18 protein-coding genes are annotated in these 18,622 nt (G+C 60.9%); 10 read left to right on the top strand and 8 right to left on the bottom strand.

All coding sequences use genetic code 11. The features are described 5' to 3' along the window. Positions 1-203 precede the first annotated feature (203 nt). The 5 genes from L3X40_RS17925 to L3X40_RS17945 all read right to left on the bottom strand — a co-directional run bounded on the left by L3X40_RS17925 (position 204) and on the right by L3X40_RS17945 (position 6,014). Positions 204-542: a hypothetical protein gene (locus L3X40_RS17925; RefSeq protein WP_237366823.1), complete on the bottom strand. Its 339-nt coding sequence runs from the start codon at positions 540-542 to the stop codon at positions 204-206. Positions 543-691: 149 nt separating this feature from the next. After that, complete coding sequence (locus L3X40_RS17930) at positions 692-2,161, bottom strand: relaxase/mobilization nuclease domain-containing protein (RefSeq protein ID WP_237366824.1); 1,470 nt, start codon at positions 2,159-2,161, stop codon at positions 692-694. A gap of 9 nt (positions 2,162-2,170) precedes the next feature. Further along, positions 2,171-2,635 (bottom strand): MobC family plasmid mobilization relaxosome protein, encoded by a 465-nt coding sequence (locus L3X40_RS17935; RefSeq protein ID WP_237366825.1) that lies wholly within the window; start codon positions 2,633-2,635, stop codon positions 2,171-2,173. 590 nt (positions 2,636-3,225) lie between these two features. Continuing rightward, the gene (locus tag L3X40_RS17940) at positions 3,226-5,529 is read right to left on the bottom strand and encodes a type IV secretory system conjugative DNA transfer family protein (protein WP_237366826.1); all 2,304 of its coding nucleotides are present in this window, start codon (positions 5,527-5,529) and stop codon (positions 3,226-3,228) included. Continuing rightward, positions 5,529-6,014 (bottom strand): hypothetical protein, encoded by a 486-nt coding sequence (locus L3X40_RS17945; RefSeq protein WP_237366827.1) that lies wholly within the window; start codon positions 6,012-6,014, stop codon positions 5,529-5,531. The genes L3X40_RS17940 and L3X40_RS17945 overlap by 1 nt, the downstream gene beginning before the upstream one ends. Before the next feature lie 194 nt (positions 6,015-6,208). Here L3X40_RS17945 and L3X40_RS17950 point away from each other — a divergent pair, with 194 nt between their 5' ends. From L3X40_RS17950 to L3X40_RS17980, 7 genes are all read left to right on the top strand, one after another. Next, positions 6,209-6,622: a hypothetical protein gene (locus tag L3X40_RS17950; RefSeq protein ID WP_237366828.1), complete on the top strand. Its 414-nt coding sequence runs from the start codon at positions 6,209-6,211 to the stop codon at positions 6,620-6,622. Positions 6,623-6,726: 104 nt separating this feature from the next. Further along, a complete protein-coding gene (locus L3X40_RS17955) occupies positions 6,727-7,080 on the top strand; it encodes a HigA family addiction module antitoxin (RefSeq protein WP_445177208.1) in 354 nt (117 codons plus the stop codon). 66 nt (positions 7,081-7,146) lie between these two features. After that, a complete protein-coding gene (locus L3X40_RS17960; RefSeq protein ID WP_237366829.1) occupies positions 7,147-8,022 on the top strand; it encodes a DNA-methyltransferase in 876 nt (291 codons plus the stop codon). After that, the gene (locus tag L3X40_RS17965; RefSeq protein ID WP_237366830.1) at positions 8,022-8,483 is read left to right on the top strand and encodes a restriction endonuclease; all 462 of its coding nucleotides are present in this window, start codon (positions 8,022-8,024) and stop codon (positions 8,481-8,483) included. The genes L3X40_RS17960 and L3X40_RS17965 overlap by 1 nt, the downstream gene beginning before the upstream one ends. 13 nt (positions 8,484-8,496) lie before the next feature. After that, entirely contained in the window at positions 8,497-9,819 is a 1,323-nt protein-coding gene (locus L3X40_RS17970) for a hypothetical protein (protein WP_237366831.1), read from the top strand. Between the two features lie 3 nt (positions 9,820-9,822). Next, positions 9,823-11,727 (top strand): SNF2-related protein, encoded by a 1,905-nt coding sequence (locus L3X40_RS17975; RefSeq protein ID WP_237366832.1) that lies wholly within the window; start codon positions 9,823-9,825, stop codon positions 11,725-11,727. Between the two features lie 23 nt (positions 11,728-11,750). Continuing rightward, on the top strand, positions 11,751-12,530 hold the full coding sequence (locus tag L3X40_RS17980) for a DUF3883 domain-containing protein (RefSeq protein ID WP_237366833.1): 780 nt from the start codon (positions 11,751-11,753) through the stop codon (positions 12,528-12,530). A gap of 63 nt (positions 12,531-12,593) precedes the next feature. Here the strand turns inward: L3X40_RS17980 and L3X40_RS17985 are convergent, their stop codons facing one another. The 3 genes from L3X40_RS17985 to L3X40_RS17995 all read right to left on the bottom strand — a co-directional run bounded on the left by L3X40_RS17985 (position 12,594) and on the right by L3X40_RS17995 (position 15,160). After that, the gene (locus tag L3X40_RS17985) at positions 12,594-12,920 is read right to left on the bottom strand and encodes a hypothetical protein (protein WP_237366834.1); all 327 of its coding nucleotides are present in this window, start codon (positions 12,918-12,920) and stop codon (positions 12,594-12,596) included. Then, a complete protein-coding gene (locus tag L3X40_RS17990) occupies positions 12,917-13,132 on the bottom strand; it encodes a hypothetical protein (protein WP_237366835.1) in 216 nt (71 codons plus the stop codon). The genes L3X40_RS17985 and L3X40_RS17990 overlap by 4 nt, the downstream gene beginning before the upstream one ends. 534 nt (positions 13,133-13,666) lie before the next feature. After that, positions 13,667-15,160, bottom strand: a complete 1,494-nt coding sequence (locus L3X40_RS17995) for a tyrosine-type recombinase/integrase (protein WP_237366836.1) — start codon at positions 15,158-15,160, stop codon at positions 13,667-13,669. Between the two features lie 178 nt (positions 15,161-15,338). On the opposite strand from L3X40_RS17995, the gene L3X40_RS18000 reads away from it, so the two are divergent. From L3X40_RS18000 to L3X40_RS18010, 3 genes are read left to right on the top strand one after another with little or no spacing between them, the layout of a single operon-like run. Beyond that, on the top strand, positions 15,339-15,740 hold the full coding sequence (locus tag L3X40_RS18000; protein ID WP_237366837.1) for an NlpC/P60 family protein: 402 nt from the start codon (positions 15,339-15,341) through the stop codon (positions 15,738-15,740). 3 nt (positions 15,741-15,743) lie between these two features. Beyond that, positions 15,744-17,933, top strand: coding sequence for a phage tail protein (locus L3X40_RS18005; RefSeq protein ID WP_237366838.1), 2,190 nt, complete (start codon positions 15,744-15,746; stop codon positions 17,931-17,933). Positions 17,934-17,953: 20 nt separating this feature from the next. Continuing rightward, on the top strand, positions 17,954-18,463 hold the full coding sequence (locus L3X40_RS18010; protein WP_237366839.1) for a DUF2793 domain-containing protein: 510 nt from the start codon (positions 17,954-17,956) through the stop codon (positions 18,461-18,463). The last annotated feature ends 159 nt before the right edge of the window (positions 18,464-18,622 follow it).

The raw sequence follows: 18,622 nt of genomic DNA on the forward strand, positions 1-18,622 counted from the left end.
TCGACCGCCATACCCACAGCACAGGCTTCAGCCACAACCCATGAACCTACCGGCATCAGCCGGTCTGTCATTCAGTTAAATCTCGACTCTTTACTCTGCAAAATAGTCATCCAATCGAATATTGACGTCAATAATAAACTTTGTTTTCTTTCATATATTCAAACAAATCGCGCATTTAGGAGTGTAAAGTACTGTCATAATGCTTACAGCCCCGAAGGCCGGATGAAGCGTCCGCGCAAAGGCCGGTTCGGCCCGCGCGGCGGCTTTGACGGTGGCTCGGCAGATTTGGGCTTGGGAGCTGGCGGCGCTGCCGGAGCGGAAAGAAATTTCGACCGGAAAGCCAGTCGAGAAAGAAGTGCGCGAAGTCCGCGCCTGCGGCGGTTCTTGCCGTGCGGCTTCTTCCTCGAACCGAGGAAACGCGAAAGTACGCGGCGGAATGTGGGCATGAAGGTCGGCAGCAGCTCGGGCGGATCGTCGGGCACGTCACCGTCCTTGTCCGTCTCGGTTCGGTTGGTGATCGGCGGCAGAGCCGCGTCTTCCATGTGCAGGAAGCGCGATGCGGCGGCGGCTTGCAGCGCCGCGATGTCGAAGAGCCAGGCGAAGGCGCTGCCCTGGATGCTGCCGCTCTTATCCGTGGCAACCTTTTTCTTTTTGGTGCGGCCCGGTTCCGGTTGCAGGAAACGCGAGCCGCTTACTTTGTCCTTCCGGGCGGGCCGTCCGGCCCGCTTCCCTGCCGCCGCGCCTGTTCCTGCATGCGGCGGTCTTCTGCGATCTGCTCCAAGAGCCGTGTCGCGCGCGCGGCGTCCTCCGCGTAGCGTTCGCGCTCGCGCGCGAAGAGCGCCTGCTGTTCGCGGCTTTGCTGCGCATGGCGTTCTTTCAGCTCGTCAAGCTGCTCGGCCCTGTTCTGTGCGAGCAATACTTCCATGTCGGCGCGCTCCCGTTCCTGCCGCGCATACATCTGCCGCCATTCCTTCTTGCGCGCCGCCAGCTTTTCGGCTCCCCGGCCCGGATTCAGGCGATTTTGCAGCGCCTCGATAAACCCCTCGATGCCGCTACTGGCTTCGCGCTGCGCGCGTTTGAGCCGCTCGCGCTCTGCTGTGTGCTGGCGGTCGAGACCGGCGAGCTTCGGCGCGTCGTCAAGTTTCAGGACATATTCTGTCTGGCGCAGCTCGGCGGCATGCCATTCGGCCAGCTTGGCCGCGTCGGCCTGCTCGCGCGCGGCAAGTGCCTCTGCGACGCGCGGATCGAGCGCGGGAGCCTCGGGAATCTCGCGCGGTGCTTCCGGTGCGGCGAGATCTTCGATGGGCGGCCTCTGCATTTCAATATCGGGGGCGGGAGTTGCGGTCTCCGCACGGGCGCGCTGCGCGGCTTTGGCCTCCGATGCGGTCGGGAGAGCGGCGCGGTCCACGTCCGCCATGAAGGTACGCACCTCGGCGGCCTTCATTTTAAGCTCGCGGCTGAGGCTGAGTACGGAGCCTTCCGCTGTCACCAGCACGAAGTCGCGCTTGTCGCCCTGCGCCAGCATATAGCCCGCTTCCTCAAGCGCGGCCTTGAAGGCCGCGCCATTGTCGCTGGCTTCCTTGAGGGCTGCGATCTGCGCGCGCCGTTCGGCGACGCTGACGCCGCTGCGCTCCGCCTGCTGCCATTCGCCGTGATTGATTTCGGCGCGGGGGAATTCGGGCTGCTTGTTCCGGTCACGCTTGGCGTGTTTGCCGGGCACGGGTTCGTGCCCGAATGCGAGTTCAAGTTTCTGGCTGGCGCGTTCGTGGGCGAGATAATTGTTGCTATCCGAGCGCATCGTCATGGTCTCAAGGTCGGTGCGCGCCCAGACGATATGGATGTGCTGGCGGCCTTTCTTTTCATGCAGCACGACGGCACGGGGCTGGCCGTCGAAGCCCAGCTCGCGCTCCAATACCGCCACGGCCTCGGCCCATTGCTGCGGCGTCATCGTGTAGCGGGCGTCGGGGTCGATATTGACGTGGTAAAGCCCCTTGGTGCCGCGCGTGCCCTCGGAGAGGGTCTGCCAGTCGCGGAAGGTCGCGGCGAGATCGTCCACGGCGGAGTCTAGCTCCAGAATGTCAACGCGCTCGTTGGTATCGGCCCGCAGGAGGTGGGCGGCGAGCTGCTGTGGACCGGCGCGTGAACCCCCTTTGATAATCATGACCGCCCCTCATGATTCCGGCGGCGGTGGGGGTGATGACGGCATGACCGGCGCGGCAGCGTCCGGTTCCTTGCCGAGAGCGTCGTAGATCATACCGCGAATGCGGATGAGATCGGCGAGTGCCTCGCGGATGTCCGGCAGGACGGTCTGCGCCTCGCCGCCGGTATGCAGGTAGCGGCTGATCTGGTTCAGATTGCTACCGGTTTTGCCGATATGCCCCAGCACCTGACGCAGGACGGCGGCATCGGCGGGGACGCGCTTTTGTGCGCGGGGTCCGGCGTTGCCGATTGCGGCGGCGCGCAAGAAGGCTGCGGAGGTCATTCCGGCCTTGTCGGCGCGGGCAAGAAAGACCGCCTTCTCGGCGGGAGACAGGCGGGCATAGAGGGTTTCGGTGCGCTGCCGCTTTTCGGACTTGCGCCGCGCGGATTTGCCGTGATCGGACTTGTTCGGCTCGGGGCCGGTATCGTCGGTCAAGCGCACCTCCTTTCAGCCGGTTTTGTCCGGCGGCGGGTCGAGGGGTGTCCCCTCGTCAGGGTGCAGGGGCATGAAAGCCCCCTGCGCGTCGTCCAGAGCGCGCAAGCTCTGGTCGTGGGTGCCGGGATGCGAAAATCTCCGGCGAGTGGTCAAGGGCGCGATAGCCCTTGTCAGGGTTCCAAGGGGCGCGAAGGCTCCTTGGCGGGGCTCTTTCCATGCCGCGCTCGCGCGGGTGGCAAAGCCCCGGTCAGGGTTTTCAGGGGCAGGAACGCCCCTGAATGGTGTCGAGAGGCAAAGCCTCCGGACGGGTCCACGGGCAGTCAAGGTCCTGGTCGGGAGGGATGCAACGGGAGGGCGAAGCGCCACCCTTGCCAAGCCTAGCCCCTTTGGGGGCGGGTGCGGACGGTCAGTCCGCACATGGCTTGCACGCTCTCCTAAGCCATATCTCAGGATAGCACAGGACGTGCGGGAGCGTGGGGTAGGAATGTATGCGGTGGCACGACTGCCGTTCTGTCCGCATGCCGCAGCGACTCGCAAGAGCGCCGCAACGCTCGCATTATAGCACAAGACGCGCGTGTGCGGCGAAGGTTTCACGGCGCGCGCTCCGTCAATACGTCGCGCGCTTCGTTCAAAAGCTGCGCGATGCCGTTGGAGCCGCCCGTGTCCGGATGCAGCTTCTTGATGAGCCGCCTGTGCGCGGCGATGATCTCCGCAGGGGTCGCCCCTTCGGTAAGGTCGAGGATCGACAGCGCCCGCTTTCGGCTCATGGGGCCGGAGGCGGCCTTGGGCGGGTCGGCCTTGCTCTGGCCGTCCTGCCTCGCACCGTCGCCCTGTTTGTTGCCGCGCACAAAATACGGGTTGTCATCCCAAGCCAGCGGCGGTTCCCAATAGAGCTTCGGATAGGTCGCGGCGAGACTGGCGAAGGCTTGCGGTATCTGCCAGTAATCGACGGGGCGGACGTAGTGCGGGCGGCCTTCGGGGTTGAGAACAATCGCCACATCGCGGCCAAGCGACAGCACCTCGTCGGGCATCAAGAGCGGCCTGCCGGTCTCGCCGTAATTGACGCTCTCGCCCTTGCCCGCGCCGCCCGGCCCCTCGTTCTGGTTCTCGCCCCGCCCGACGGTGCGCACGGTCTGCTTGCCGAGCGTGTCGGAGAGGTACTTCGCAGACTCAAGGTCGTTGACGTTGCAGAACCATTTATAGGCGCAGTTGGATAGGATCGTGCCCGCCGCCGCGCCGTAGATGTCCTTGAGCTGATCGAGCCCCTGCACGATCAGGGTAAAGTCGATGCCGTAGCCCGACATGGTGGCGATATCGCGCGGCATGTCCTCGATCCGGCCCAGCGCCGGAAACTCGTCCATCAAGATCATGCAGCGGTGCGGCGGGCGTCCTTCAAGCGGATGGCGCTTGAAGGTGTGCATGGCCGCCGTGGTCATCAGCCGGAGCCAGGTGCGCTGCGTGTCGATGCGGTCGGGCGGGATCACGAGATAGACGGTCACCGGATCGCGGATCAGGTCGGCCATGTCGAACGAGGACGTGGCCGTCGCGGCCTTCACCTGCGGGTCGGAGAGGAACTTCGTGTTCTCCGACAGATTGGACATGATCCCGCTGTAGGTCTCCTGCGCCAAATCCAGATAGGGGCTGACCATTTCGCGGATCGCGCCGCCGAAGGCGCTCGATGCAGCCATCTTCACCAAAAACCCTTCGGTGAAATCCTTGCGGCTCAGGCTCACGATCTCGCGGGCGCGGGCGAGCGTCTTTTGCTCGCCCGGCTGGTCGGTGATCCATAGCAGCACGGCGGCCAGCACGTTCGCCGCGCTGCCCTGCCAATAGCGGTCTTTGTCGGCGGGACTGGCAGGACAGACCGCCCCGGCCAGCGCCTGCGCGACGGCAACGGCGTTCGGATCATCCCGCACCAGCACGTCGAGCGGGTTGAAGGTGGCGGGCGCAAGGCCGCGCGCCTTGAACGTGGCCGCAAGCTCGCCCCACGGATTGATGACATGCACCGCCTGCGCGAGAAGTCCCGCGCGGACGCGGGCGGTGACCGCCGCGTTCTCGCCCTTTGGGTCGATGACGATGGCGGAGCCCGCGTAGCGCAGCAGCGTCGGCACGATGACGCGGGTGCCTTTGCCGGTGCGGGTGCGAGCCACGATCAAGGTGTGATGCTCGGGCGTCGAGAGCACCGGCGCGCCCGGCTGCTCGGCGAGCGGCACCTTGTCCAGCTCCGGCGCGCTGCTCTTGCCGAAGAACACGCCTTTGAGGGCGTAATGGATATTCGGCATCAGCGGGCGCATTTCGGCGTAGCTGGCCGTGCCGTAATTATCCGAGAGCGGCGGCAAGTCCTTGGGCGGCGCAGCCTTGCCAAACCGGAACAAGAGCCATAGCGGTATCGCGATCACGGCGATCAGAAGGATCGTCGAGAGGATGCCGCCAAGGCCGGTCAGCAGATTCGAGAACAGATAGGAGGCGGTTTCGCGGAACTCGTCCATGCGCGAAGGCCCTGGCGGTGGCGGCGGGGCGTTCTGCGCATACTTCTCCCGCTCGGCGAGGTGGCGCGGCGCGGCCAGCGCCTCGGCGCGCGCGGCGAGACGGGCGTCGCCGTCCCGCGCGCGTCCGCGCCATTTCGCGCGCAAGGCTTCGATCTCACGGTCGATCTCGGCGCTGCGCGCCCGCCGCTCGGGTTCGCTGAGCGGCGTGTTCTGCCCGAGAAACACATTGCGTTTCTCGACCAGAAGATCGGCCAGCCGGTCGGCGTCGCGCTCCAACTCCGACGCTTGCGCCGCTACTTGCGGCGGCGCTGGGTTGGGCTCCGCCGCTGCGGGAACCGCGAAGGCCAGAAACAAACCCAGCAGCACGACAAGCGCATGAAAGCGAGGTCGTGCCGCCCGGCGCATCAGAAAGGCCCTTCCTCGGCCTGCGGCGGCGTGGGCTCCGCCGTGCCCGTGGGCACGGCCAGCTCCGGCGCGCCTTCCGCCGCGCAAAGCGCGTTCCATACCGCCGCAAAATGCGGGTGGCCGGTCGGATCAGTAACAAGCCTGTGCAACAGGTGTTCAAGATAATTGCTGACGATCTGGCTCACGGCGCGCTCCGGCGGTGCGGGCACGCGGCCTGCAATGGCGGCGTCCAGCGTCTCGATATGCGCCAGCAGCCGGAGCAAGCCCGGCTGCACCGCCACCGTCACCGGCACGGGATCGTCCGCGTCGTTCATCGCGGCGTCGAGCGCGCGCGTCAGCGCGGCTACATCCGGATGCGCGGCGAACAAGGCGCGAAAATGAGCCAGCTTGGGATGCGGCGCGGGATCGGGCGTGTCGCCTTCCCCAAGTTCCCAAGCCGCCAGTGCGGCATCGTCGGCGTCCTCTTCGGGTTTGTCGTTCGCCATGGGAGCCCCCAATAGATCAGGCACGGTCATGTCCGTGACTGACGGTAAATCTTGCAAAGGCCAATCTCAATGATCGGGCTTTGCTCTGCATCCCCAGCCAAGCTTTACGGGAATTGGATATATACTTGTGCGAAAACGCATTTCCGCACAATCTTAAGGTGAGTGGCGCGCGTCAGAATCTACGAACCGGACGCGTGCATATTTTCGTTGCGCACGAGCGCGCCGCAGCAAGGCGCGTACGGATCGGGGGAGACGTGAAATGGCTGTCATGCGGCACTGAATTTATCGTGGCGGACGTGATTCGCTGGCGCGAGCCGATCTGGAAGCCGCAGCCGCGTTCCTCGAAGAAGAAGCCCACGATGATCGGCCAGCGCGCCGTCACGGGGCAAGTCCTCAAGATCGACCGCAACGGATGGGCGCATATCCAGGTCGCCGCCTGCACGGTCGAGCCGTCGCCACGTTCATGGTATCCCGTGCATCCCCTGAAAATCGGCGAGACGATCCGGCGGCGGCGCAGCAAGATCGGACAGGGAAAGGTAGATCGTCTGCTTTGGAGCGACGAAACCGCCCGCGCCGCCATTGTCGGCTCGCGGTTCTTGAAGTCGTAGCAGCAAGCGGGGGCGCGGCTATGGTCGGCGCAAAGGTATTCTGTAAAGTGTCACTTTACAGGCAACGGCGCATTTTGTAGGATCGCGCGGGTTGGGCACTGTCCGTGCGGAAGGCTGCAATGACCCATAAACATAATGCTCGGCTGAATGAACCGGTCCATCCCGGCGGCTTTGTTAAAATCAAAATTGTGGAAGCTCATGGCCTTTCGGTGACGAGCGCTGCCCATGCGCTTGGCGTCACACGTCCGGCTCTCTCGGCATTGCTAAACGAGCGCGCCCATCTTTCAGCAGAGATGGCGTTGCGAATCGAGAAAGTTTTCGGAATCTCGATCGAGACTTTGATGCGTATGCAAAACACCTATGACATTGCCCAAGCGCGGAAGCGAGCCGGGGGTATAAAGCTTTCGCCATTCAAGAAAAAAAACGCTGGATCTGCGATCTGCAATCATGTAAGCTGATGGCCAGGCTTAAGTATTGGCAAATTAGAAAAAGCCAATGGATAATATTATCTCAGGATTAAGAAGATGGCACGTCAAAGCGCACGAATGAAGACCGCAAATGTCATTCCTATTCGGAAAACGAAAGCCGTCATCGAGTGCCAAGATAACCTGGACTTTATGCGCTCTTTGAAAAAGGGCAGCATGGATTTGATCGTCACTTCCCCGCCTTATAATATTGGCAAAGAATATGAGAAGCGAACCACCCTCGATATTTACATCGAAAGTCAAGCGGCGACGATCGCAGAAGCTGTCCGCCTTCTTCATCCTCAAGGTTCAATCTGCTGGCAAGTGGGAAATCACGTTGATGACGGAGAAGTCTTTCCCCTCGACGTGATACTTTATCGGATTTTCAAAGATCATGGCTTACAGTTGCGAAACCGAATTATCTGGACCTTCGGCCATGGGCTCCACTGTCAAAATCGCTTCTCAGGACGGCATGAGACAATTCTTTGGTTTACCAAAGGCGACGACTACACGTTCAATCTCGACCCCGTTCGTATCCCCTCAAAATACCCTCACAAGAAGCACTTTAAGGGGCCTAATAAAGGCAAACTATCCGGAAATCCGCTGGGCAAAAATCCGTCCGACGTTTGGGATATTCCTAACGTGAAATCAAACCACGTTGAGAAAACGGATCATCCCTGCCAATTCCCTGTCGGTTTGGTTGAACGCTTGGTTCTTAGCATGACAAATCCGGGGGGTAACGTGCTGGATCCATACCTAGGCGTGGGATCGAGTGCTGTTGCCGCTTTGAAGAATGGCCGCAACGCTTACGGCTGCGATATCACCGAGGAATACGTTGATGTGGCGCGCGACCGCATAGCGCAGCTAGAAGCCGGGACGCTCCGAACCAGAGCTATGAATCAACCCATCTATGAGCCTCCGGTGAGAGAAGATTGATGCAATTTGCTGAAGCTTATTCCCACCACAACGGGCGCGATCAGTGGGCGCAAAGGGAACTCGACGCCTGGCTGATGGACGTGTTCCAGAAGCCAGACCTGACCGTTGGTCCTGGCTCAACGACGGCCATCCGCGATCATGTGAAAGCGGAGCTTGCCGCCGAGGGCTGGCCGTTCGATGTGAAAATCGATCAAAGTTATGATCTGACCGTCTTCGGGGTGAAGGATGATCTCTCCTTTCACCTTCAAACCGGTAATGCCAGCCGCGCTCCCTACGACCTATTGAAGCTACAGCATCTATGGAGCGTTCGGCGGATTGAGGCTGCCGCTTTGGCCCTGCCGACGAAGCAAGCTGCGGCGAGCATTGGCAGTAACATCGCCAGTTTCGAGCGCATCATGAACGAGCTGCGGTTGTTCGACCGCACGATAACAGTACCGATCTTCCTGATCGGATTTGAATAAGGGGGTCGCCCGCATGGGGTATACCGTAAATGTGGAACCGGCTCATATCCGCGAAGCGCAAATTGCCGAGCGTGCCACGGAATCCGACAAGACCGAGCCGTTCTATGAATATCAGAGCCAGCCTTACGATTTGCCGGTCATCTTGGTGCCGTTGGGCTTGCCGATATATCGCATGGCGAACTTCCGGACACGCACTGCCCAGCAGGCTTATGCGCGCCGCGAAGGCAAGCCAGCCGACTACTTCGCATCCGGCGAGGAAAACGAAGCGGCGCAGCAACGCCAGCATGAGTTTTTGCTGAAATATGCCAATACCGGGCGGGAAGGCTCGGTTGCGCCTATCATCGACGTGCTCAAGGCCGAACGCCAGCGTCAGCCTATCCTCATCACGCGGCGCGGCGTCGTCGTCAACGGCAACCGCCGATTGGCGGCGATGCGCAGTCTCTTTGAGGAAGATCCGAATCTCTACCGCGAATTTGCCACTGTAAAATGCCAACTTCTGCCCGCAACCGCGACCGAGAAAGATATTGTCGAGGTAGAGGTGCGCTTGCAGATGAAGCAGCGCACAGAACTCGATTATGATTGGATCAATGAGTGCATCGCTATCCGCGAGCTGCGCGACAGCGGGCGACCGATGAAGGAACTCATGGCCCTCATGAACAAGAAAAAGGTCGAGATCGACGATGCGATCAACGCCCTGACGGAGGCCGACCTGTACCTTGTTGAATGGCTTAATCGCGGCGGTGACTATGAAGCGATTGAGGACGCCAAACAGTTGTTTTTCGACATTGGCGAAAACGTGAAGGCCAAAACGGGCGATGCCCAGGAAGTCAGTCGCAGGATCGCATGGCTGCTCGCCGATCGGCGTAGCAAGCTGAAACGGCGCGTATATGATTTCAAACCTATGTTCGGGAAAAAGGCTGACGAGGTGGCGGCCAAACTTGCCGAGCGCTTTGGGGTCGAACTGGACGAAAGCGGTCCATCGGATGATGAGGATAGCGACGATTTCGCCGTCGATCTTGGCGGCAATACGGGGCCGACGCTCCGACCCCTGATTTCCCTCATGGACGATGCCACGCGCCGTGACGAGGTGTCGGACCAGCTCGTTGAGGTGTGCGAGGGGATCATCGAGATCGAGCGCGACAAGCGCGACGGACAGATGCCGCTCAATCTGATTCAGTCGGCAAATGGTAAGCTGTCGGAAGTCGATATGACGCGCGCCGCTCCTGGGAGCTTGGACGCGATCGGCAAACAACTCGACGCCGTTCAAGCCAACGTAGACCGGCTCCGTGGATTTCTCGAACGTCAGCGCGCCGAGACGAAATCTGGCGTGGCCTGACCGATGGAAGCAGGTGCCGCCCAGGAGCCGCTGCATATCGTCGTCCGTTACGACGACCAGAACCGGCGCGGTGTCTTGCTGGTCGAAGCCCCGACCGGCAACACCGTATGGGAGCGGCTGAAACAGTCGGCTTCGGTGATCGGCAGCGATGCCAGGATTACGGAGCTGGCGATTGAGCTAAGCTGGCCCAGCGTTCTCGACATATTGCGCGATTACGGCACACGCGATCAGCAACGGGCATATAACTTCAGGTTCAAGCCCGACGCCGACGCGCAGGCCCGCATCCAAGATTTTGCCGCCGCGCGAAGGAAGGTGCAGGAAGCACAAGGGAGCCTGACGCTCACTGTTACGGAAGAGGAGGTCCGCAGCCGCCTGCGCGCACTCGGCTTCAAGCGTGATCTCAAATGGTTTCAGGTCCGGGATATCCGCCACCTGCTTTCCATCCAAAATGGCGCGAATTTTTCTGTTCCTGGCGCGGGAAAAACGACCGTCGCCTTCGCTCTGCATCTGCTGACAAGTCAGCCCGGCGCGCACGTCCTCGTAGTTTGCCCCAAAGCGGCTTTTCCGGCCTGGGATGAGATCGTAAACGACACGATGGATGCCAACGGCCCTGATACGGAAGCGTTTCAGGTTTTAAGTGGCACAAGCCATGCGATTGAGACGATGTTGACCGGTGGCGGCAGGCGCTTCGTCATCAATTATGATCTCCTGATTCAGCATCCTGGGATCATCGGCGCGTATTTGGCGCGACAGCCGGTCCATCTGATACTTGATGAGTCTCATCGCATGAAGGCTGGCGAGGCTTCGCAGCGCGGTGCGCTGTTACTGAACCTCGCTCCACTTCCGATCCGCCGCGACGTGTTGAGCGGAACCCCTATGCCGCAGTCGCCTTCCGACCTGGTTTCCCAACTCAATTTCCTATGGCCTGGTCAAGGGCTTGGCCTCGAAATTAGCCGTGGGACACCACCGCGTGAAGTGCTGGGAAGCCTTTACGTTCGGACCACGAAAGAGGAGCTGGGCCTCCCCGCCCGCTATACCCACTTTCATCAGGTCGGTATGGGTCAGGGGCAACTGGCTCTCTATAGCCTGGTGCGCAGCGAAAGCCTGCGGCAGCTCAGCAATATTAGATCCGGCGCTATCGATTTCGCAGGTGCGCGGAAATCGGTCATGCGCTTGCTGCAACTTTCGTCAAACCCGTTGCTCGCCCTGCGCGCGATCACATCGGATATCACTGGCATAAATTCCGGCCTCGTGGATCAGGTCGTCGAAGACGGCCCGTCACCGAAAATGCTGGCTGTTGCAGCAAAGGCCCGCGAACTCGCGCAACATGGTCGGAAGTCGGTGATATGGACGATATTCACCGACACGATTGAGCAGATGTTGTTGATGCTGGCCGATCTTAACCCGGTCGCGCTCTACGGCGCTGTCCCTTCTGGTAACGCCTCCGATCCGGAAACCAGGGAAGGCAGATTGCGGCGCTTCCATTTGGACGATGATTGCATGGTGATGATCGCCAATCCGGCTGCCGCCGGTGAAGGGATCAGCTTGCACACGGTCTGCCATGAAGCCCTGTATCTCGATCGGAGCTATGTCAGCACGCATTTCCTCCAATCGATCGACCGGATACATCGCCTTGGCTTGGATCCCAACGAGATCACCAACGTCCACATTTTCCAGACACGCGCGCCGCAAGGGCTGGGCTGTATCGACCATTCCGTCAGTCGGCGGTTGGCGACCAAAGTCCGTGCAATGCAACAGCTCCTAGACGACCGCGATTTGCATCAAATCGCCCTCGACGAGGAAAACGCGGAAGAACCTATCGATTATGATGTCGATTTGCAGGATATCGTTGATCTGGTGGAGGAATTGGAAGGCCGCGCCCATTTTGACGAAGACGAGGGCGGATAATGGACGAGGACCGCATCTTAGCGATGAGCGCTTTTGAAGCGGCCTACCTCATTCGGACCTTTCGGGACAAAAATCCCGAACTCAGCACTCCCGATCTCATCGCCACCGTCCGCTCCGTAAGAGCGGATTTTTATCCGCACGACTATGACGCCGGTGCCGATATCGAAGGCCGCATCCCGCCCCAGCTTATTACGCCATTGGAGGCATTTTTTACGGCTGCGATTGAAGCCATCATCGCCGACCGATCGCCCATTTGGGCGCGTCTCGCCCCAGCAGGGCGCAATCATGTGCTACAGGCGATCGGCGTGAACGGCGTGCAATGCCTTCGTTCAGCGGGTCTTCTCGGCTCGGATGCGCGCGCGACCGATTGGTGGGATGCACTTGCAACGCTCAATCGCGGCGAACGCGATGCAAGATTGCTTGCCCAAGGCCGGGAGGGAGAACGCCTGTCGCTGGCATATGAGAACACCCGGTTGCAGCAGGAAGGCATATCCCGCGCACCCGTGTGGGTCGCAATCGACGACAACACCGTAGGATATGACATTCTCTCGTATGCTTGGCATGAAGGCAGTCAGATCAATCGCCTGATAGAAGTGAAAACGACACAGGCACATCCTCCACGTATAATCCTATCTCGCAACGAATGGAAAACAGCTGAGCAATATGGCGTGGCCTTCGAGTTTCACCTTTGGAATCTCAACAGTGAAGCACTGACGATCTATACAGTCGAACAGCTCAAGGTGCACATCCCAACAGATAACGGGGCTGGCAAATGGGAAAGCGTCGAGATTCGTCCTGGATAGATTATCCTGATGGTTCTCTTTTGGACATTCCAACCAGAAATGCACCTTCTCGTCAGCTCACCCTCAAAAGAGGGTGAGCTGGCGGGTAGCGGCCACTTCCCGCTGCCATTCGGGCGACGCGGCTTCTTCGTTAAGCCATGTGAGAACAAGGGCCACCGGCCCGCCCATCGCGGCGACGGCGTGAGCCGTCGTGAAGTGCGAGCGGTAGCCGGTCTCGGTGATCGGGAGCGGCGCGCGCTCGGGCGCGATGGCCTCGATTTCGAGGTGGGCCGTGTCGAGGCCGTAGTCGTCGGCGAGGCTGAGCCAGCGCGGCTCGTAGCTAATCGCGATTTTCACCCCGTTCCAGACGGTTTCGTGATGCTCGTAGTGGCGTGTGAAGGTGCGGGTCATGCTGCACCGCCTTCCGCCGCTTCGTCGGCTTTCGGGGGCAGAAGAACGATGCGACCATCCAGCGGGTAGAGATCGAGCTGGAGAGTGTGGCCGTCGCCGTTCTGGTGCTGCCATGCGGCCCCGATGCGGGTCCAGAAGGCTTTGCCGCCTTTGGCTTCGCGGACGTGCCAGGCAATCAATGCCGGGGCTTTGGTTTCGGATTTTTTCGTCATGTCTTTTCTCCTTGGTTTGCATTGCCCTTTCGGGCGTGCCCACGGAGAGCCAGGCGCGATGGCGCGGCGTCACACAGGAAAATTGGGGGAACCGTCCGCTTGCGGATGGGGGAGCCGAGGCTTCCTGTTGACGGCAGTAGCGCCCGCGCATGGCAGGGGGCTCAAGCTGCCCGGTAGGAATGCAAACAGGACAAGGGAAAATCAGGACGGAGCCGGGAACCGAAGCGCCGCCCTTTGACGGCACGGCGATGCCAAGACTCGGCACAGGCACCCGCACTCGGATCGGGACGTGGCGTGACACACTGCACGGTCATGCCTGCTCGTAGAATCCTGTGATGGTCGGGGGGATTGTTTTTCCTCCGCTATCAAGGCCGATACAGGCGCAGACGGTGCAACTGCACCGCCGTGCGAAAGAGCGACACGGCTTGAAGCCGGTCAAGTCTGGTCGGTGTGTTCGCCGATTCCATTGCGCCAGCGGCGCATCGTCGAAAGGCGATCCCGCCGGTTCGTCCGGGCCGGACGCGGGATCGTGGGTCAGCGCGGCCTGTTGCGCTGACCTCGGGGCTTGGACGGCGCGGGCCGCGCCGTCTTGTCGCGGGTGGCGGCGGCTTTGGATGCCTTGGCCTTCCCGCTTGCAAGCCCTTCATCGGGATTGACCGTCACGGGGTCCCATCCCTCCATGCCCACCAGCACGCGGTCGGCATGCTTGATCGTGTTCACATGGCCGTAGTGCTTTTCGATCATCTGGACGGACGTGCCCATTTGCTCGGCGAGGAAATAAACGTCCACGCCCATCTGCAAGCGGAAGGTCGCATAGGTGTGGCGGAAGCTATAGGTCGTGCGTACCGTGCCGTCCGCGCCCTTGCGTAGGCTGGCCTCGGTCAACAGGTCGCCGATAAGCGATTTGTAGAGCGTAATCGCCGGTTGCCCGGTGATTGTGGTGAATACGCGGTCGTCCGGCTCGGTCGCCCTCGAGATTGAGCGGATGCGTTCAAGGTAGTCGCCAACGCTCTTGGGAGCCACCAGCTTGCGCGACTTGCCCTTGCCCTGCACGAACAGCACGAAAATGTCGCGCCCTTCGCGGTCTTTGGCGGGCCAAACGTCGCGCCAGCGCAGGTTCTTTAGCTCCGGCGGACGCATGCCGGTGTTACAGGCGACCAAGACCATGTTGTAGGTCATGGTGCGGTGCCACTTGCTGGACTCGGTGGTGGCGGCCTTCACCCATGCGCGGCCTACCGTGTGGAGCTTGCGGTATTCTTCGACGGTGAACTCTTCCCGATGCATCGTCTTGAGCGCGGGAAGATCGTCGAAGCGATGGCTGGCGGGAACATAGCGTTTCTTGACTGCAAAATTCATGATTGCGGAAAATAGCTTCATTTCCATGCGGATCGTATCGTCGCTCACATAGGGCACAGGCTTCGCCATTTTGGCCTGCACGGCGGCGTCGAATTGCTCCTGCGTAACGGGCTTCGGACGAATGCGCCGCGTAACCTGCCCCTTGCTCCGCCGGGCGAAATCTGCCGTCACCATCCGCGCGGCAACTTCCGCCGATACCATTCGCGAACCGTTGCGCTCGATCCGGCCTTCGCCATTCTCGCGACGCCAAGAGGGGTAGTCGCCCCAGCGTTCATCAGCGATTAGATGCACTTGTACGGAGCCGATATATTCGTCGAGAGGCCCTTCGATGATGATTTTGATTGTTTCGCACCGCTTCGCGGTAATCTCGCCGCGCTTCGCGCGCACTTGCTCCTTGGCCAGAAACTCCTTCGCCACATCGCGGAAGGGGCGGTTGAAGAGCGCCACGCCGTGCTTGATGGCGTAGCGCACCTCGCCGTCCTGATCCCAGGCCAGCGCGCGGGCAGCATTGAGGTCTTGGGTCTTGAGGGAAACGGTCTTGTAGCGGTCTTCCTTCGGCACCTTCACGCGGCAATACCAGTTGCGGTGCTTCACGTCCGACCGGCGGAAGAGGATAAGGCCGGGCTTCAATTCCTCTTTGTCGATGATGAATTTGCTACTGTCCGACGCCATTGCCGCCTCTTGCCTGTGCAGTTTCTGTGCAGGGCGGCAGCGTAAGTGATTGATCTACCGTACCTGTGCAGGTGTTGTGTGGTAGATAGTAGCAAAAAATGTCTATTATTACCAGTTATTTATGGTATATTCTCCATCCCACAAGGAGAGAGGGAGAAATGTCAGCGAAGGAAATCATATGGACATGGGCGATGCCGTGGCGTGTGAGGCGCTGGCGTTGGTTGGCGTGCCTTTTCGGTTGCATGGGCGGTCGGCGGAAACCGGCGTGGATTGTGTCGGGCTGGTCGCATTGGCGGCATGGCAGGCGGGGCACAGGGGGCAGGCGCCGGATCGATATGCGCTGCGGGGCGGGCTGATCGAGCGGTTTGAGCGCTGGCTGGTACGGGCGGGCCTGGCACGGGTTCAGGAGGTGCGGCGGGGTGATGTCGTGCTGGTGCAGGCAGGACCGCGGCAGTTTCATGTGATGGTTTCGACCGGCACCGGCTTTGTCCATGCCCATGCCGGGTTGCGGCGGGTGGTGATGACGCCGGGGGAAAGTCCTTGGCCGGTGCTTGGAATCTGGCGCGTGGCGGAGGAATGATGCATGGCTACTCTTGTTTTGACGGTAGTGGGTACGGCGCTGGGCGGGCCGGTGGGGGGCGCGATCGGCGCGGCCATCGGCAATGCGTTCGATCAGAATATTCTGTTCAAACCCAAGGGTCGCGAAGGACCGCGCCTTGCCGAACTGGATGTCCAGACATCGACATATGGCAGTCAGGTGCCGAAGATTTTCGGCGGGATGCGGGTTGCGGGAACGGTGATCTGGGCCACCGACCTGCGCGAAACGAAGAACAAGAATGGCGGGGGCAAGGGGAAGCCAAGTGTCACAAGCTACAGCTATTCAGTGAGCTTTGCCGTGGCATTGTCGAGCCGATCGACAGTGCGGATCGGGCGTATCTGGGCCGACGGCAATTTGCTGCGTGGCGCAGCGGGTGATTTCAAGACCGAAGTGGGGGCATTTCGGCTGTGTAGAGGAAGCCCTGATCAGTCGGTCGATCCGCTGATAGCATCGGCGGAGGGCATGGCGCTGACGCCTGCTTATCGTGATATCACCTATGCGGTGTTCGAGGATATGCAGCTTGCCGATTATGGCAATCGTATTCCCTCGCTGACCTTCGAAGTGATTGCCGATGAAGGGGCTGTCACCCTGACCAAGATCGCCGGGAGCCTTTCCAGAGGGGTTTTGGAGGGGAGCGGGAGCGGGGCTGTGTCGGGTTATGCTGCTTCCGGGCAAAGCATAGCCGATGCGATCGAGCCGTTGGTGTCGACCTATGGCCTGCGTCTGCGCCCTGTTTCTGACGCTCTGGTGCTTGACGGGTCAGTGACGGCATCGAGGGAAATTCCGCCAGTGGCGCTGGCGGGGCGGGTGAATGGGCGCGCGGTGATGCCGCTTTCCGTGTCCCGGCAGGCGGCGGCGCTGGTGCCGCAGTCGCTTTCGTTACGCCATTACGATGCGACGCGGGATTATCAGGCAGGCTTGCAGAAGGCAGCGCGTCCGGGGCCGGGACGCCGGCAGGCGCAGATCGATCTGCCCGCAGTAATTTCGGCAGGGCAGGCAAAGCAGCTTGCCGGGAAAAAGATTGCCGCCCTGTGGAAGGGACGCAATACGATGGATCTGGTATGCGGTTGGTCGCAACTTGCCGTGTCGCCGGGGAGTGTCGTTGCGGTTTCGGGAACACCGGGTCTGTGGAGTGTCGAGAATTGGCAATGGGAGGCGATGGCGGTCAAGCTGTCGCTGCGCCAGATTGCGACCGCGTCGATTGCGAGTGTGGAGGCATCGTCCGGCGGATCGGTGCGAGAGGCCGATGTGCCGTCCGGGATCACGACGCTTTACCTCGCCGACTTGCCCAGGCTGGAGGACGGTGCGGCGAGTGTGCCGATTGTCGTCGCGGCAGCGGCGGGCGCTTCGACGGCGTGGCGCAGGGCCGCGTTGTTCGTCGAACAGGATGGAGAGGTGACAGGCATCGGCCAGACTGGCTTGCCCGCGATTATGGGGTCTACCCTGTCGAATCCGATGATGGGCAGCGCAGTATTGTTTGACGATGTCGCCACGTTGGATGTGGAATTGCTGGCCGAGGATATGGTGTTGGCTGGCGCGAGCGATGACGCGTTGTTGCGGGGTGCCAATCTATGCCTGGTGGGCGAGGAATTGCTGCAGTTCGGGCAGGCGCAGCAAACAGGGCTGCGGCGCTATCGTTTGAGCCGCCTGTTGCGTGGTCGTCGCGGGACCGAATGGGCGATGGACGGTCATGCCAGCGGTGAGAGGTTTTTGCTGATCGATGCTGATTCGCTGCAAATCGTGCCGGACCAATATGTGCGGACCGGCGACAGTCTGGCCTTGCTTGCCATTGGCGTGGGCGATGTGGAGCCAGTCGCTGCCGACATCATGGTTGCGGGCAACGCGTTGAGACCGCCTTCGCCAGTGCACCTGCAGGTGGTGCTTGGCCCGATCGGCGATCGATCTGTGAGCTGGGTGCGGCGTAGCCGGACAGGCTGGACATGGGACGATCATATCGATGCGCCGCTTGGCGAGGAGTTTGAACGCTATCGGTTGCGCATATTGGCAGGGTCAACGGTGCTGCGAACCGTAGAAACATCAATGGCGGGGTTTCTTTACAGCGCCACGATGGCGGCGACGGATGAGGCGGCCGGTGGAAGTGTCCTGGCGCTGGAGGTGGTCCAGATTGGCGCGCGCGGCATGAGCCGCCCACTGTCATGCCCGATCATATTATGAAGCCTTGAGAGGAAGATCGCATGTCCAACGATACAACGCCACGCTTTGCCTTTCCCTGTTTGTACAGCGGGCAGGCGCAAAAAGAGATAACGCACAATGAAGCCCTGACATTGATTGACATGCTGGTCCATGCACAGGCGCAATCCGCCGCGCTTTCCGACCCTCCGACCACCCCGGCAACGGGGGAAAGCTGGATCGTTGGCGATTTTCCCACAGGTGAGTGGAATGTGCATGCTGGTGCTCTGGCCTGCTGGACCGGTGGTGGTTGGCGGTTCATTGCGCCGCGAGCCGGAATGCGGGTTGCGGTTCTGGATGAAGGGCTGGATTATTTATACGATGGAAGCGCGTGGGTCCAAAGCGCCGTCCGGCCGGATGGTTTTTATGTATCAGATGTTCGGGTCTTAGGCGAACAGCAGGCCGCTATCGCCGCACCAACCGGCGGTTCTGCTATGGATAGCGAAGCCCGGACGGCAATAGTGGCGATTTTAAATGCGTTGCAGATCCATGGACTGATTGACGGCGGGATTTGATGAACTAGTCACCTGAATCCGAAGTTCGCTTCATTGTTTTCTGGCAGAAGCGTTTGACGGCGGCGAGGATCTCGTCGGCGGATTTAGTGTCCCGCTTTTTGGAGGAAACCCCCCGACTTCAGTCGGGAAGAGGCTTCAGCCGTTGCCTCGGGGAATAGT

It is taken from the genome of Rhizorhapis sp. SPR117 (assembly GCF_021742065.1).

Coding starts and splice junctions, on each gene's coding strand:
- L3X40_RS17925 (WP_237366823.1), bottom strand. CDS start 542: ATGGAAGACGCGGCTCTGCCGCCGATCACCAACCGAACCGAGACGGAC.
- L3X40_RS17945 (WP_237366827.1), bottom strand. CDS start 6,014: ATGGCGAACGACAAACCCGAAGAGGACGCCGACGATGCCGCACTGGCG.
- L3X40_RS17995 (WP_237366836.1), bottom strand. CDS start 15,160: ATGGCGTCGGACAGTAGCAAATTCATCATCGACAAAGAGGAATTGAAG.
- L3X40_RS17985 (WP_237366834.1), bottom strand. CDS start 12,920: ATGACCCGCACCTTCACACGCCACTACGAGCATCACGAAACCGTCTGG.
- L3X40_RS17930 (WP_237366824.1), bottom strand. CDS start 2,161: ATGATTATCAAAGGGGGTTCACGCGCCGGTCCACAGCAGCTCGCCGCC.
- L3X40_RS17990 (WP_237366835.1), bottom strand. CDS start 13,132: ATGACGAAAAAATCCGAAACCAAAGCCCCGGCATTGATTGCCTGGCAC.
- L3X40_RS17975 (WP_237366832.1), top strand. CDS start 9,823: ATGGAAGCAGGTGCCGCCCAGGAGCCGCTGCATATCGTCGTCCGTTAC.
- L3X40_RS17965 (WP_237366830.1), top strand. CDS start 8,022: ATGCAATTTGCTGAAGCTTATTCCCACCACAACGGGCGCGATCAGTGG.
- L3X40_RS17970 (WP_237366831.1), top strand. CDS start 8,497: ATGGGGTATACCGTAAATGTGGAACCGGCTCATATCCGCGAAGCGCAA.
- L3X40_RS18005 (WP_237366838.1), top strand. CDS start 15,744: ATGGCTACTCTTGTTTTGACGGTAGTGGGTACGGCGCTGGGCGGGCCG.
- L3X40_RS18010 (WP_237366839.1), top strand. CDS start 17,954: ATGTCCAACGATACAACGCCACGCTTTGCCTTTCCCTGTTTGTACAGC.
- L3X40_RS17940 (WP_237366826.1), bottom strand. CDS start 5,529: ATGCGCCGGGCGGCACGACCTCGCTTTCATGCGCTTGTCGTGCTGCTG.
- L3X40_RS18000 (WP_237366837.1), top strand. CDS start 15,339: ATGGACATGGGCGATGCCGTGGCGTGTGAGGCGCTGGCGTTGGTTGGC.
- L3X40_RS17980 (WP_237366833.1), top strand. CDS start 11,751: ATGAGCGCTTTTGAAGCGGCCTACCTCATTCGGACCTTTCGGGACAAA.
- L3X40_RS17960 (WP_237366829.1), top strand. CDS start 7,147: ATGGCACGTCAAAGCGCACGAATGAAGACCGCAAATGTCATTCCTATT.